Origin of the sequence: Aeromonas sp. BIGb0405 (genome assembly GCF_024807335.1) — a bacterium.
In the GTDB taxonomy this organism is placed as follows: domain Bacteria; phylum Pseudomonadota; class Gammaproteobacteria; order Enterobacterales; family Aeromonadaceae; genus Aeromonas; species Aeromonas rivuli.
Genome location: NZ_JANUEP010000002.1, coordinates 223,858 through 237,771, shown reverse-complemented (window position 1 = coordinate 237,771; position 13,914 = coordinate 223,858). Strand labels below are relative to the sequence as shown.

Below are 13,914 nucleotides of genomic sequence, written 5' to 3'. Positions count from 1 at the left end.
GGTTTACATGTGCCTTATGAGCCGACGATCCGATTGTGGTGTTGTGTTTCTTCCTCTGCGGGAAGAGGGTTTATGCCGTGAGGTGTTGACCCAGTCTGTCATCTGAATGTGTTTGGCGCCTCCTATGGGATGGCGCCTTTTTTATGGCTGCAACAAGGGGTTGGCCCGCACCATGCCACGGGCCCCATCATCATACTTTGAACTGACCCACCAACTGCTGCTGCTGATCGGCCAGGGATGCCAGGGAGCGGCTATTTTCGGCGGCGGTTGCCGCCTGTTCACGAATACGATGGCTCACGTCGCGAATATTGCTGACGTTGCGATTGATCTCGTCAGCCACCGTGCTCTGCTCCCCCGCCGCCCGGGCTATCTGCTCATTCATCTGGTGTATGGTACCCACCGCATAGATGATCTGCTCGAGCACCCGCACCGAGGAGTCCACCTTGTCCAGGGTCAGGCTCGCCTGATCATGGCCGCTCATGATCCCCTTGACCACCGCCTGAGTGCCCGATTGCAACTGATGGATCAGGGTCTGGATCTCGACGATGGCATTCTGGGTGCGACCGGCCAGGTTGCGTACCTCATCGGCCACCACGGCAAAGCCACGACCCTGCTCCCCTGCCCGCGCCGCCTCTATGGCGGCATTGAGCGCCAGCAGATTGGTCTGCTCGGCAATGCTCTGGATCACCGTCAGTATGTCGTTGATGTTCTCGCTGTTGGCTGACAGGCGTTCCACCTCAGGCTTGGCCTCACTGATGACAGTCATCAGCCTGGCCATGGCGACCTGGGTATCGGCCACCACAAACTTGCCCTCCTGGGCCGCACTGTCCGCTTCATCGGCCGCCGCAACCGCCGCCTTGGCATGGCCCGAGACCTGCAGCGCAGTGGCGCTGAGCTCCTCGAACGCGGTCGCCACCAGATCCACTTCCTGATACTGGGCCTGCATCCCCTCGCTGGTACTGTCAGCCACCACGGCGGCCTGAGTGGCGCTGGCCCGAGTGCCGCCGACTGTGGTGATGATGTCGCCCATGGTGAGCTGCAACTTGTTGAGGAAGCGGTTGAAGCCATCGGCCAGTTCGCCAATCTCGTCGCTGCGCTGGATGTCGATACGCTGAGTGAGATCCCCCTCCCCGGAGGCGATGTCATTGAGACGAGCCACCACGGCGCGAATAGGCGCCACTATGTGATGGGCCATCCACCAGATAAACAGCAGGGCCGCCAGGGTGATCAGGCTGCCGACCCCAAGTTGGGACCAGATGCTGCGTGTTGCCTGGCTCGTCAGCTCGCGTTGCAGCTCGCTGGCCGACGCCAGCACCACAGCCCGTGGCAAATCGATATAGATGCCCCAGCGCTGATCGCTGCCCCGCATGGTCACCGGCATGAAGCTCTGCAGGCTGCTGCCATCCTGGCTCCACTGAGTGAGCGGCTGGCCCGCACTGAGCCAGCCGGTGAGCATGGTCATCAGCCCCTGAAACTGTGCACCGGGGGCCTTGCCGGGGATGATGTCAAAACCGGCAGCACCGGCGACCCGCCCGCCATGGCTGAGCAGCAGTATCCGCCCCTGGCCCTGGTAGAGGGTCTGATCCATCTCGACCACCAGCGCTTGCAGCTTGGCCAAGGAGATATCCATGCCCACCATGCCGAGCAGCTTGCCCTCTTCGAGCAGCGGCGTGGTGACCGAGGTCATCAACACCTCCTCGCTGCCCACCTCGTCGAGATAGGGCTCGAGCAGACAGAGGGCCTTGTCACGCAGGCTGCAGCGATACCACTCATTCTTGGGGGTGCCAGACTCATCGGGACTGGCATCATTCAGGGTGGCTTCGTTCATCACCTCCAGACTCACCTTATCCCCTACGTGGGCCCAATAGCTGGAGAAGCGCCCCTTGTCATTGGAGCCAAGATCCGTGGAGCCCTGGTAGTTGGCATCCTCACCATCGAGCTGATCGGGCTCAAAAATGGCATAGGCACCCAGCAGGTTCGGAGAGTGCATGACCGCATTGTGCAGTTGCTGGTTGACGGCCCCGCGCAGCGCCTCGGAGTGGATGAAGTTGTCGCTGGCATTCTGGCGCTGGAACAGCAGGCTCTGGGCCAGCAGGGTGGCCCGGAAATAGGCTTCATCCAGATAGCTGGTGATCCGGGCCGACTGCTCCGAGCCCATGGCCTGCATCCAGCGGGTCGCGGCCAGTTCGGCCTCCGCCGTGGTGGAGGTCATCACCTCGCTTTGCATGCGGGACGCGTTGTAGAGAGAGGAGACCACTAGCGTGGCGGCACAGAGCAGCAGGGAGCAACCCGCAATCAGGGTAATACGCCCCTGTACTGAGAGAGAAAACATGCGAAACATCCTTTTAATGCAGTCGTCTACAGGTTATCGGTGACAATAACAAAAACTTAACCTCAACGGTCGAGATCCAGACTAAGTTGATTCACTTCCCCCTCCTTTGGCAGGCCCACCACCAAGCCAAGGAGTCGTATGGGTTTTCCTTCCGCTCGCACCAACCCCTCATGGAGCAGATCATGGAACAGAGGGGCCGAATAGCCTCCATGACTGCGGTAGACGGTGGTCTGCTGGAAATCGGCAAACTTGAGCTTGATCCCCTGCCCCATGATCTGATCCCGCGGACAGCGCTGGCCAAAGCGCAGCTCCAGCTCGGGGATGAGCCGGGTCAGCACGGCCCAGCAAGCCGCCTCGTCATAGACATCGGCATCCAGGGTGGTTTCCACCCCTATGCTCTTGCGCACCCGGCTCGCCTGAACCGGGCTGTCGTCGCGTCCCCAGATGCGATCGGCCAGCATCACACCCAACTTGCCAAATCGCCCCTTGAGCTCCTCTTCTGGCAGTTGACGCGCATCTTCGCACAGATAGAGCCCCTGTAGTTCGAGCCGCTCCGCCGTCTTGCGCCCTATCCCCGGGATCTTGCCAAGGGGCAACAGGCGCACGAAGTCGTCCACCTCCTGGGGGGCGATCACGAAGAGACCATCGGGTTTGCGCCGCTCGCACGCCAGCTTGGCCAGGAACTTGTTGGGCGCTACCCCGGCCGAGGCGGTCAGCCCCAGCTCACTCTGGATGGCGGCGCGGATCTGCTCGGCCATCAGGGTGGCACTGCCGCCGCAATGGGGGCTGTCGGTGACATCCAGATAGGCTTCATCCAGAGAGAGCGGTTCAACCAGCTCGGTGTAGCGGGCAAAGATGGCCTGGATCCGGGTCGAGGTCTCCTTGTAGAGCGCCATCCGCCCCGGCAGCAGCACCAGCGGGGGACAGAGCTTGCGCGCCAGGGCGGTCGGCATGGCGGAGCGCACCCCGAAGCGGCGTGCCACATAGTTGCAGGTGGAGATGACCCCGCGCCTGTCCGCCGCACCGCCGATGGCCAGCGGCACCTCACGCAGGGCCGGGTTCTCGCGCATCTCGACGGCGGCGAAGAAGCAATCCATATCGATGTGAATGATCTTGCGCATAACACTGTACAAATAAACAGTTAATGCCAACATCTTACCCCAGAGCCGGGACCTAGACTAGATAGGTGTCATTCGGCATCTTTCGGCCACTATTTCGACTAGTCTACAAGACTCGATAGATGACATATCAGGGGGCAATATGGAGAGAGGATGGGGATATCGGGGGCTGATCCTGGGGCTGCTGCTCTGGCCTATGCTGGGGAGTGCCAAACAGCATCCCACCGCCGAGTGCCGCTGGCTGCACGACAGGATAGCCACGCTCAAGCAGGTCATCGCCAAGGGCGACACCCTGGGCACTCACGAGGAACTTGCCCGCTGGCAGCAGGAGTACAGCGAGAAACAGTGCCGCCAATACGACTACTAGCAATGCCAGGGCGGTCTGCCTGGCCAGACTCAAGATAAAAAAGGCCATCCGAAGATGGCCTTTTTGCAATCAGATGATCCTGTGCTCTTCGAGCATCTTGCGGCGGGCCTCTTCCTTGGCCATCTTCTTCTTGCGATTGTCACAGGGATCAGGGCAGTCGCACGCCTTCTCGATACCCACAGTGCCCAAACCACCACAGGATCCCGAGATGCTCTTCTTCTGGAAGATGTAACCGATGGCCATGCCGGCCACCACCAACAGAAACACCGCGAAGGTGATCAGAAAAATCTGCATATTGATTCCTTACTTAGCATCACGGGTCAGGAATGGTTCGAAAGCGGGAGAGTAACGCTCCTCAAACCCTTCATCCGTCTTGGTCACCATGAAGATGGCCACGCCTTTTTCGGTCGCATAGGCCATCCCCTTCTCGGGGCCCATCACCGTCAACGCCGTGGCCAGCCCATCCGCCGTCATGCAGGAGGGGTGCACCACTGTCACCGAGACCAGTCGATGATGAATGGGTTTTCCGGTGGCGGGATCGATGGTGTGGGAGAAACGCTGCCCATCCAGTTCGTAATAGTTACGATAATCCCCCGAGGTGGCAACCCCGTTGTCACCGACCTGGATCACTTCCTGCACCGAGCCCAGATTGACGGTTGGCTTCTCGATGGCGACGCGCCAGGGGTGACCCTTGCCGTTGACGCCATTGATGCGCAGCTCGCCGCCGATCTCGACCAGATAATTGCGCGACCCCTTGGCTTCCAGATACTCGGCGACCTTGTCGACCCCAAAGCCTTTGGCGATGGAGGAGAGATCCACATAGAGATCCGGAATGTCCTTCTGCAGGGTATCGGCATCGGCCGAGGTGATCACGTGCAGATTGCCCAGCCCCGTCTTCTGGCGAGTCTGGCTGATCAGCTCATCGGATGGCACCTTGGTCGGCTTTGCATCCGGGCCAAAGCCCCACAGATTGACCAGAGGGCCCACCGTCACATCCAGGGCGCCGCGGGTCTCGCGGCCCAGATGCAGGGACTCGGTCACCACACGGGCGGTATCGCGAGAGACCACAACCGGCGTCGCGTTACGGGCCTGATTGAACCGGGACAGTTCCGACTCCGGCCTGTAGGTGGACATCTGATCGTTCACCAGCTCGAGCAGTTGGTCGATATCGGCCTGGAACTTGGCTTTGTCCAAGATGGCGTCATCGGCCACCTTGATGGAGTAATAGGTCCCCATGGTGCTGCCGGTGATCTGCATCTCCGGATGAGTTTTGACATTCTCCTGGCCACACCCTGCCAAGAAAAAGGCTAGCCCGAAGGCTAGCCAGGTCTTTACAACACTGCGCATGGATTAACCACCAAAGTCATCCAGGAGGATGTTTTCGTCTTCAACGCCGAGGTTCTTCAGCATGTTGATGACGGCCGCGTTCATGACGGGAGGTCCACACATGTAGAACTCGCAATCTTCCGGCGCCTCGTGGTGCTTGAGATAGTTCTCGAACAAGACGTTGTGGATGAAGCCGGTGTAGCCATCCCAGTTGTCTTCCGGTTGCGGATCAGACAGGGCGACGTGCCACTGGAAGTTGTCGTTCTCGGCGGCCAGCATGTCGAAATCTTCGACATAGAACATCTCGCGCTTGGAGCGAGCACCGTACCAGAAGGTCATCTTGCGATTGGTCTTCAGGCGACGCAGCTGGTCGAAGATGTGGGAGCGCATCGGCGCCATGCCGGCACCACCGCCGACAAACACCATTTCGGCGTCGGTGTCTTTGGCAAAGAACTCACCAAACGGACCCGAGATGGTCACCTTGTCGCCAGCCTTGAGGCTGAAGATATAGGAGGACATCTGGCCAGGAGGCGCAGTCCAGTTGCTCGGTGGCGGGGTCGCGATCCGCACGTTCAGCATGATGATGCCGAACTCTTCCGGATAGTTCGCCATGGAGTAAGCACGAATGATCGGCTCCTTCACCACAGACTCCAGCTCGAAGATCTTGAAGCGATCCCAGTCACCACGATACTCCTCGGGAATATCGAAGCTGTTGTACTTGACGTGGTGGGCCGGCGCTTCGATCTGGATATAACCACCGGCGCGGAACGGCACGCTCTCCCCATCGGGGATCTGCAGCTTGAGCTCCTTGATGAAGGTGGCCTTGTTATCGTTGGAGATAACAGTACAGTCCCACTTCTTCACCCCGAAGATCTCTTCAGGCAGCTCGATCTCCATGTCGGAACGCACTGTGACCTGACAGGCCAGACGCTCCCCATGACGGGCTTCACCCTTGCTGATGTGATCCAGTTCGGTCGGCAGTATGTCACCGCCGCCCGCCTTGACTCGCACCTTGCACTGACCACAGGAGCCGCCGCCGCCGCAGGCGGAGGAGACGAAGATGCCGCTACCGGCCAGCACGCTGAGCAGCTTGCCACCGGCCGGGCTGGTCACGCCCTTGGCCGGATCGCCATTGATGCTGATTGTCACGTCACCCGCGGTCACCAGCTTGGACTTGGCGAACAGAATGACTGCCACCAAGGCCAGCAGGATCACGGTAAACATGACCACACCCAGAATAATTTCCATTTATGATTCCTTTTCCGATTACAAGGAAATACCAGAGAAGGACATAAAGCCCAGCGCCATCAGACCCGCGGTGATGAAGGTGATGCCCAGACCACGCAGGCCTTCCGGAACATCGGAGTACTTCATCTTCTCGCGGATCCCCGCCATCGCAACGATGGCCAGCATCCAACCGGCACCCGAGCCCACGCCATAGACCACAGACTCCGCGAAGTTGTAGTCACGCTGCACCATGAAGGAGACGCCGCCGAAGATGGCGCAGTTCACGGTGATCAGTGGCAGGAAGATACCCAGGGCGTTGTAGAGCGCAGGGAAATACTTGTCCAGGGCCATCTCCAGGATCTGCACCAGGGCCGCAATCACACCGATGAAGGTGATGAAGCTCAGGAAGCTTAAGTCCAGACCGGGGGCCAGGGCACCGTCTTTCAACACGAAGTTGTAGATCAGGTTGTTAGCCGGTACGGCGATGGTTTGCACCACCACCACGGCGATACCCAGACCCATGGCGGTCTTGACCTTCTTGGACACCGCCAGGAAGGTACACATCCCCAGGAAGAAGGAGAGGGCCAAGTTTTCGATGAAAATCGAACGAACCAACAGACTCAGATAATGTTCCATACCTTAATCCTTCGCCTCCACCTGCTTGGGATCCTTGGTGCGTACGCCCCAGATGATCAGACCAATGATGAAGAATGCACTCGGCGGCAGCAGCAGCAGGCCGTTGGGCACATACCAGCCACCGTTGTTGACCAGCGGCAGCAGCTCGATGCCGAACCAGGTGCCTGACCCTAAGATCTCGCGCACGGTCGCCACGGTCAGCAGCACGGCGCCATAACCCAGACCGTTACCGATACCGTCCAGGAAGGAGGGCAGCGGGGCACTCTTCATGGCAAAGGCTTCGGCACGACCCATCACGATACAGTTGGTGATGATGAGACCCACGAATACCGACAGTTGCTTGGAGATGTCATAGGCATAGGCCTTGAGCACCTGGTCAACCACGATAACCAGGGACGCGATGATCGCCATCTGGGCGATGATGCGCACACTGTTCGGGATCTGGTTACGGATCAGGGAGATGAACAGGTTAGAGAAGGCGGTGACCGCCATGACCGCCAGGGTCATGACGAACGCCGTCTTCATCTGGCTGGTAACGGCCAGGGCGGAACAGACACCCAACACCTGCAAGGCGATGGGGTTGTTGCCGAGCACTGGCGTCAACAGCAACTTCTTCATTGCGGTATTGTCAGCCATTGTTGAGTTCTCCTGCGCGGATCTTGGCAAGGAAAGGACCGAAGCCCTGGGGGCCCATCCAGAAATCGAACGAGTGCTGGACACCGTTGCTGGTCAGGGTCGCGCCGGAGAGACCATCGATCTCATGCTCGGAACCTTCCGGGGCATGACCCTTGATCACCCGCAGCGCAGGCTGACCATCTTGACCGAACAGCTTCTTGCCGACGAACAGCTCACGCCAGGCCGGGTTCTCGATCTCGCCACCCAGACCCGGGGTTTCGCCCTGGTCATAGTAGGTGATGCCCTTGATGGTCTGGCCATCAGCGGCAACGGCGACGAAGGCATACATGGTAGACCAGAGGCCCTGACCATAGATCGGCAATATGATGTTATCGACCTTGCCTTCGCTGTCTTTGGCGAAGAAGACCGGCATCAATTTGGAGATCTGACGGATCCCGGCCTTGTCATCGGAAGGTGCCAGACGAACATTCTCGGCCGGATTCTTGGCAGCCAGCTTGAAATCGAAGCCATCAGCATCGCCATCGACGAACTGACCGGTAGAGAGATCTACCAGACGGGCTTCGATCTTGTCGCCATAGAGCTTGCCGAGTTCATTCTTGGCGATGCTGGTCACATCAATGCCAGCAACGGCAAGGATGTTGCTCTGTTTGTCCAGAGCCTTGTTCAGCTGCTGAGCCGGACGCAGGCCCACGGCGGCCACAGAGACCACGATGGAGCAGACCAGGCACAGACCCGCCACTATGCTGACGGTGCCGACGGTTGAGTCTTTATTAAACGCCACGACTGATCCTCCGCTTGATGTTCGCCTGTGCCACGAAATGGTCAAACAGCGGGGCAAACAGGTTCGCAAACAGAATGGCCAACATCATGCCTTCCGGGAAGGCGGGGTTCACAACACGGATCAGCACCACCATGAGACCGATCAGGATGCCGTACCACCATTTACCTTTGTTGGTAAAGGAAGCAGACACAGGATCGGTTGCCATGAAGGCCATCCCGAAGGCAAAGCCACCCAGTACCAGATGCCAATGCCACGGCATGTTGAACATGGGGTTGGTATCGGAACCTATGACGTTGAACAGCAGGGAGGTCGCCACCATACCGATCATGACACCGGCGATGATGCGCCAGGAGGCGATCCGCATGTAGACGATCATGGCCGCGCCGATGAGGATCATCAGGGTGGAGACTTCACCGATGGAACCCGGCAGGTTGCCCAGGAAGGCATCCATCCAGCTGATTGCCTGACCGGTGGCGCCATTGATCAGCGACATCTGGCCACCTTGAGCCCACTGGCTCAGGGCGGTCGCACCGGAGTAGCCATCGACGGCAACCCAGACGGCGTCGCCAGAGATCTGGCTCGGGTAGGCGAAGAACAGGAACGCACGACCCGCCAGGGCAGGGTTCAGGAAGTTCTTGCCGGTACCACCGAACACTTCCTTGGCCATGACCACACCGAAGGTGATGCCGAGGGCAGCTTGCCACAGGGGCAGCTCAGGCGGCACGATCAGTGCAAACAGGATGGAGGTCACGAAGAAGCCTTCGTTGATCTCGTGCTTGCGGATCATGGCGAACAGCACTTCCCAGAAACCACCGACGATGAAGACGGTGATATAGATGGGGAAGAAGTGGGCCGCACCGATCAGCATCTTGCTGCCGATACCGGCCACTGCCGGATCCAGAGAAGCACCCAACAGGGTAGCCAGACCATACTGCCAGGAGACGGCACCGGCGGCGGAGCCGAGGTGCGCGATGGCGGCGATCGCCTGGTTGCCTATGTTGAACATGCCCCAGAACATGGCCGGGAACACGGCCAGCCATACCATGATCATCATGCGCTTCAGATCGAGGGCATCGCGAACGTGGGCGGCGTTACGGGTTACAGAACCCGGTGTGTAGAAAATGGTGAAAGCCGCTTCGTACAGGGCGTAGTACTTCTCATACTTGCCGCCCGGCTCGAAGTGGTGTTCCATATTTTCAAGAAATTGCTTGAAACTCATCGCTTAACCTTCCAGTTCGATCTTGGTCAGGCACTCACGCAAGATGGGGCCGTACTCTGTCTTGCCAGGGCAGACAAAGGTACAGAGCGCCAGATCTTCCTCATCCAACTCCAGGCAACCCAGGGCTTGTGCACTGTCGGTATCGCCAGAGATCAGATCCCGCAACAGCAGGGTCGGCAGGATGTCCAGCGGCATGATGCGCTCGTAGCTGCCAATCGGCACCATGGAACGATCACTCCCGTTGGTCGTGGTGGTGAAATTGAGCAGCTTGCCCTTCACCAGGTGAGACAGGGTGGTGCGGGTGATGGAGAATTTGTCGGCACTGGGTTTGATCCAGCCCAAAAACTCCTTCTCGCGCCCCTCGGCCAGTACGCTGACCTGATTGTGGTAACGACCCAGATAGTCATGTACCTCATCGGTCTTGGCACCACTTAGCAGGGAACCGGAGATGACACGGTTTTCATCGCCGCGCAGCTCATTGTGAGTCAGCTGGCTGATGCAGGCGCCCATACGGGTGCGCAGCAGACGCGGCTTGACCACATTGGGGCCGGCCAGGGCGATCACCTTGTCGGTACAGATCTGGCCCGTGGTGAACAGCTTGCCCAATGCGATCACATCCTGATAGTTGATGTGCCACTGGATCTTGTTGCTGCCAACCGGATCGATGAAGTGAATATGGGTACCCGGCAGACCAGCGGGGTGAGGGCCGGTGAAGACCTCTTCCTGGACTTGCGCTGCGGAAGACTGCGGCAGACTGCCTTCGCCCTTGCACACATACACCTTGCCATCCGTCAGACGGCTGAGCACGGTCAGACCATCGATAAAGGCCTGGGATTGCTCCTTGATGATGAGTTCAGCGCTGGCAGCCAGCGGGTTGGAGTCCATGGCTGTCACGAAGATAGCGCGGGGCTCGGAACCGACGGCAGGCACCTTGCTGAAGGGGCGGGTGCGCAGTGCCGTCCATTGACCTGACTCGACCAGGATCTCTTGCACCTTGCTGCGCGCAAGCTGTGTCAGCTCGGCGGACGCAAACTGCTCAAAGGTCACCTGTTCGTCAGCGCCATCGAGTTCGATGACCACGGATTGCAGAATGCGTTTGGCACCACGGTTGATCTCTGAAACTACGCCGGTGGCGGGAGCCGTGAATTTAACGCCAGGGTTCTTCTTATCTTCGAAGAGCACCTGACCTTTAATGACGCGATCCCCTACTTTGACAAACATAGTAGGTCGCATCCCCACGAACTCTTCGCCCAGTGTAGCAACACGGGTGATGGCCGGGCCATCGTAGATTACTTGCTCTGGCGCACCCAGCACGGGGATGTCCAGTCCTCTTTTAATTGTAATCATACTCACTTGCACTACCGTTACGGGAGAGAGAATGGTTAGCGCCGAGAAATACATCACGACGGGTTGTTGAACACACTCGGCACATGGCTGGATGGATACAAATAAACAACAAATCAGCAACATACGGGGTGTTTCAAAAGCGCTTGAGTTTACCACTTTCAGGCTGCTGACTGCCACGTCAAATGGGGAAAATTAACCCGCTATCACAAAATTAACCCGCACACTTGCTTGCAGCACTCCCATCAAAACCCGTACTTCCGCCACACCTGGACAAAAATACCCACTAAGAGTTAGTTTCGTAAAAGTTCACTGCAGGATTAGAAAAATTGATGAAGTTGCCGACAAATGTTGCCGATGAAACAGGCAAAGGGGTGTCCCTTTGTTAACGGAACATCACAGCTTCTCAGTTATTTCCCTGTCGCTCATTGGGGACCCAGCTTGCTGGCACAGACCGGGCTGCGCGGCGCCATGCCCTTCTGTTGCCACTCTTCATCGGTATAGGTATGCAGTGCCAGCGCATGAACGGGCCCGGCCAGCAGATCGGCCAGCAGTTGATTGACCTGGCGATGACGGCTGATGAGGCGCTGAGCGGCGAAGGCTTCGCTCACGATGATCACCTTGAAGTGGCTCTCGGCGCCCGGCTCGGTACGATGCATGTGGCTCTCGTTGAACACCTCTAGATGGCTGGGATGAAGGGCCTCATTGAGGCGTTGGCTGATGGTCTCTTGGGTATTCATGATCTCTTCCGATGGCTGATAGGGACAAACCCCATTCTATCGACTTTGGCGCTCAGGGAGAACGTGCATGGCGGGACAAGGGGTGAATTGCCCCGGCGTCGTTAGACGAGGCCCATTCGCTCAACATTGACCACTCACAGCGGGGTAATGGGTGAATTGCCCCGGAGCCGTTGGACGAGGTCCATTCGCTCAACATTGACCCCTGAGAGAAAGCCTTCACTGCGGGGTAATTGGTGAATTGCCCCGGCGCCGTTAGAGCAGCCCCATTCGATCGGCGTTGCCCCTGAGAGAAAGCCTTCACTGCGGGGTAATTGGTGAATTGCCCCCGCGCCGTCAGACGAGGCCCATTCGCTCAACATTGACCACTCACAGCGGGGTAATTGGTGAATTGCCCCGGCGCCGTTAGAATAGCGCCATTCGATCCAGCCGTGAGACAGACAGTTCAATGCAGACCCACCTCGAGACAGACCATTGCCGCCTGATCCTGCAGCGCTATCCGCGCCAGGCGCAGGATCCCCTGCAGGCATGGGATGCCGCCGATGAGTACCTGATCAATCAGTTGGCAGAGCAACCTCCCGAAGGCTGCGGCCCCGTCATCATCATGAATGACAGCTTCGGCGCCCTGGCCGCCTTTCTCCATGACCATCAGCCCCTGTGCGTGACCGACTCCTTCGTCAGCGAACAAGGTACCCTGGCCAATCTGGCCGACAATGATCTGGATCCGACATCCGTCCGCATCCAGGACTCGCTGGCACCACTGCCAGCGGCCCCGACCCTGGTGATCATCAAGGTGTCCAAGTATCAGGCTCTGCTCGAGCAGCAGCTGCTGGCCCTGCGTGAGGTGGTCACCCCGGCCACGCGCATCCTGGCCGCCGGCAAGGCCAAAGAGATCCACAGTTCGACCCTCAAGTTGTTCGAGAAGTATCTGGGCGAGACCCGTACCTCCCTGGCCTGGAAGAAGGCCCGCCTCATCCATTGCAGCATCGCTGATGCAGCGGGGACAGACAGCCCCGCCCTGGCCAACCCCTTCCCGACCGTCTGGCCACTGGAGGGAAGCGAGATGCACATCCACAACCATGCCAACGTCTTCTCGCGTACCAGCCTGGATATCGGCGCCCGCTTCATGCTGGCCAACCTGCCTGTCCACAGCGCCCGCAAGGTGATCGATCTGGGTTGTGGCAATGGCGTGCTCGGTCTGGCCCTGCTGGCCCGGGACAGCGAGGTGGAGGTGGCCTTCATCGATGAATCCTATATGGCGGTGGCCTCGGCAAGGCTCAACGTCGAACACAATCTGCCCGCCGCCCTGCCCCGTGCCGAGTTCTTGGTCAACAACTGCCTGGATGGCTTGCCGACCGGTTATGCTGACCGCATCTTGTGCAACCCGCCGTTCCACCAGCTCCAGGCGATCACCGATCACATCGCCTGGCAGATGTTCGAAGATGCGCACAGGGTGTTGCCCAAGGGGGGGGAACTCTGGATAGTGGGCAACCGGCATCTGGACTATCACAACAAGCTGAAGCGACTGTTTGCCAATGCACAAGTCGTTGCATCCAATAGTAAATTCGTTATTTTGAAAGCCATTAAACGCTAGAGGAATCCATCATGAAATCACCACTCCTGCTGCTCGCCGCCCTGCTGCTTGGCGGCTGTGCCACCCACTGGCCCGAGACGGCACTGCTCAATCCCCAGGTGATCCCGGCGAATCAGCAGTACTACTCCGGCAACCGCATCACCATGGAAGGCATAGACAAGCGTGCCGCTGCCCATGTGTTCGCCATCAAGCAGAAAGAGAAGGCCCCCGTCTACATCAAGAGCGAGCAGCCCCTCAATACCCTGCTGGTCGAGCGCCTCAGTGAAGGGCTGCGCAGTCAGGGGCTGGAGGTGGGCAACAGCGGCACCACCAACCTGACGCTGCAGGTCAATAACGCTCTGGTAAACGTTGAAGAGAAGACCTTCACCTATGTCACCAAGACCAAGGTGAGCCTGCAGGTGATGGCCGATTTCCAGGGGAACCGCCTGACCAAGGTGTTCAATGCCAGCGCCAGCAAGGAAGGTCCGGGAGAGCCCAGCATCGCCGATCTGGAGCTGGTGCTGAACCAGCAACTCGGTAGCCTGATCCAGCAGATCATGGCCGACGAACAACTGCGCGGTTACCTCAAAGGCCAGCCAAGCGCCTGATCTCTCTATG

General features: G+C 58.8%; 14 protein-coding genes. 3 read left to right on the top strand and 11 right to left on the bottom strand.

Annotation, left to right across the window (positions count from 1 at the left end; genetic code table 11):
• Window positions 1-190 precede the first annotated feature (190 nt).
• Together M2366_RS05910 and dinB are read right to left on the bottom strand one after the other, a co-directional pair.
• On the bottom strand, window positions 191-2,332 hold the full coding sequence (locus M2366_RS05910) for a methyl-accepting chemotaxis protein (RefSeq protein WP_042040786.1): 2,142 nt from the start codon (window positions 2,330-2,332) through the stop codon (window positions 191-193).
• A gap of 62 nt (window positions 2,333-2,394) precedes the next feature.
• The gene (gene dinB / locus M2366_RS05905) at window positions 2,395-3,453 is read right to left on the bottom strand and encodes a DNA polymerase IV (RefSeq protein ID WP_042040787.1); all 1,059 of its coding nucleotides are present in this window, start codon (window positions 3,451-3,453) and stop codon (window positions 2,395-2,397) included.
• 139 nt (window positions 3,454-3,592) lie between these two features.
• On the opposite strand from dinB, the gene M2366_RS05900 reads away from it, so the two are divergent.
• Window positions 3,593-3,817: a hypothetical protein gene (locus M2366_RS05900; protein WP_042040788.1), complete on the top strand. Its 225-nt coding sequence runs from the start codon at window positions 3,593-3,595 to the stop codon at window positions 3,815-3,817.
• 69 nt (window positions 3,818-3,886) lie between these two features.
• Here the strand turns inward: M2366_RS05900 and nqrM are convergent, their stop codons facing one another.
• The 9 genes from nqrM to M2366_RS05855 all read right to left on the bottom strand — a co-directional run bounded on the left by nqrM (window position 3,887) and on the right by M2366_RS05855 (window position 11,726).
• Window positions 3,887-4,111 (bottom strand): (Na+)-NQR maturation NqrM, encoded by a 225-nt coding sequence (gene nqrM / locus M2366_RS05895; protein ID WP_042040789.1) that lies wholly within the window; start codon window positions 4,109-4,111, stop codon window positions 3,887-3,889.
• A gap of 9 nt (window positions 4,112-4,120) precedes the next feature.
• A complete protein-coding gene (locus tag M2366_RS05890) occupies window positions 4,121-5,164 on the bottom strand; it encodes an FAD:protein FMN transferase (protein WP_042040790.1) in 1,044 nt (347 codons plus the stop codon).
• A 3-nt stretch (window positions 5,165-5,167) separates the two neighbouring features.
• Window positions 5,168-6,391, bottom strand: a complete 1,224-nt coding sequence (nqrF, locus tag M2366_RS05885) for an NADH:ubiquinone reductase (Na(+)-transporting) subunit F (protein WP_042040791.1) — start codon at window positions 6,389-6,391, stop codon at window positions 5,168-5,170.
• Window positions 6,392-6,409: 18 nt separating this feature from the next.
• Window positions 6,410-7,006: an NADH:ubiquinone reductase (Na(+)-transporting) subunit E gene (gene nqrE / locus M2366_RS05880; protein ID WP_042040792.1), complete on the bottom strand. Its 597-nt coding sequence runs from the start codon at window positions 7,004-7,006 to the stop codon at window positions 6,410-6,412.
• A 3-nt stretch (window positions 7,007-7,009) separates the two neighbouring features.
• Window positions 7,010-7,642, bottom strand: coding sequence for an NADH:ubiquinone reductase (Na(+)-transporting) subunit D (locus M2366_RS05875; RefSeq protein ID WP_042040793.1), 633 nt, complete (start codon window positions 7,640-7,642; stop codon window positions 7,010-7,012).
• Window positions 7,635-8,423: a Na(+)-translocating NADH-quinone reductase subunit C gene (locus M2366_RS05870; RefSeq protein WP_224431055.1), complete on the bottom strand. Its 789-nt coding sequence runs from the start codon at window positions 8,421-8,423 to the stop codon at window positions 7,635-7,637. Before M2366_RS05870 ends, M2366_RS05875 begins: the two co-directional genes overlap by 8 nt.
• Window positions 8,413-9,642: an NADH:ubiquinone reductase (Na(+)-transporting) subunit B gene (locus M2366_RS05865; protein WP_259269203.1), complete on the bottom strand. Its 1,230-nt coding sequence runs from the start codon at window positions 9,640-9,642 to the stop codon at window positions 8,413-8,415. Before M2366_RS05865 ends, M2366_RS05870 begins: the two co-directional genes overlap by 11 nt.
• Before the next feature lie 3 nt (window positions 9,643-9,645).
• A complete protein-coding gene (locus tag M2366_RS05860) occupies window positions 9,646-10,989 on the bottom strand; it encodes a Na(+)-translocating NADH-quinone reductase subunit A (protein ID WP_042040796.1) in 1,344 nt (447 codons plus the stop codon).
• A gap of 422 nt (window positions 10,990-11,411) precedes the next feature.
• Entirely contained in the window at window positions 11,412-11,726 is a 315-nt protein-coding gene (locus M2366_RS05855; protein WP_259235534.1) for a BolA family transcriptional regulator, read from the bottom strand.
• Window positions 11,727-12,171: 445 nt separating this feature from the next.
• Between M2366_RS05855 and M2366_RS05850 the strand changes: the two genes are divergently transcribed.
• Both M2366_RS05850 and M2366_RS05845 read left to right on the top strand, forming a co-directional pair.
• A complete protein-coding gene (locus M2366_RS05850) occupies window positions 12,172-13,317 on the top strand; it encodes a methyltransferase (protein ID WP_259269202.1) in 1,146 nt (381 codons plus the stop codon).
• An 11-nt stretch (window positions 13,318-13,328) separates the two neighbouring features.
• Window positions 13,329-13,904, top strand: a complete 576-nt coding sequence (locus M2366_RS05845) for a YajG family lipoprotein (RefSeq protein WP_259269201.1) — start codon at window positions 13,329-13,331, stop codon at window positions 13,902-13,904.
• Window positions 13,905-13,914: the final 10 nt, after the last annotated feature.

What these genes read in the sequence shown, in the direction of transcription:
- M2366_RS05910 (WP_042040786.1), bottom strand. Translation starts at nt 2,332, where the DNA reads ATGTTTTCTCTCTCAGTACAGGGGCGTATTACCCTGATTGCGGGTTGC.
- M2366_RS05875 (WP_042040793.1), bottom strand. Translation starts at nt 7,642, where the DNA reads ATGGCTGACAATACCGCAATGAAGAAGTTGCTGTTGACGCCAGTGCTC.
- dinB (WP_042040787.1), bottom strand. Translation starts at nt 3,453, where the DNA reads ATGCGCAAGATCATTCACATCGATATGGATTGCTTCTTCGCCGCCGTC.
- M2366_RS05890 (WP_042040790.1), bottom strand. Translation starts at nt 5,164, where the DNA reads ATGCGCAGTGTTGTAAAGACCTGGCTAGCCTTCGGGCTAGCCTTTTTC.
- M2366_RS05845 (WP_259269201.1), top strand. Translation starts at nt 13,329, where the DNA reads ATGAAATCACCACTCCTGCTGCTCGCCGCCCTGCTGCTTGGCGGCTGT.
- M2366_RS05900 (WP_042040788.1), top strand. Translation starts at nt 3,593, where the DNA reads ATGGAGAGAGGATGGGGATATCGGGGGCTGATCCTGGGGCTGCTGCTC.
- M2366_RS05855 (WP_259235534.1), bottom strand. Translation starts at nt 11,726, where the DNA reads ATGAATACCCAAGAGACCATCAGCCAACGCCTCAATGAGGCCCTTCAT.
- nqrE (WP_042040792.1), bottom strand. Translation starts at nt 7,006, where the DNA reads ATGGAACATTATCTGAGTCTGTTGGTTCGTTCGATTTTCATCGAAAAC.
- M2366_RS05850 (WP_259269202.1), top strand. Translation starts at nt 12,172, where the DNA reads ATGCAGACCCACCTCGAGACAGACCATTGCCGCCTGATCCTGCAGCGC.
- M2366_RS05860 (WP_042040796.1), bottom strand. Translation starts at nt 10,989, where the DNA reads ATGATTACAATTAAAAGAGGACTGGACATCCCCGTGCTGGGTGCGCCA.
- M2366_RS05865 (WP_259269203.1), bottom strand. Translation starts at nt 9,642, where the DNA reads ATGAGTTTCAAGCAATTTCTTGAAAATATGGAACACCACTTCGAGCCG.
- nqrF (WP_042040791.1), bottom strand. Translation starts at nt 6,391, where the DNA reads ATGGAAATTATTCTGGGTGTGGTCATGTTTACCGTGATCCTGCTGGCC.
- nqrM (WP_042040789.1), bottom strand. Translation starts at nt 4,111, where the DNA reads ATGCAGATTTTTCTGATCACCTTCGCGGTGTTTCTGTTGGTGGTGGCC.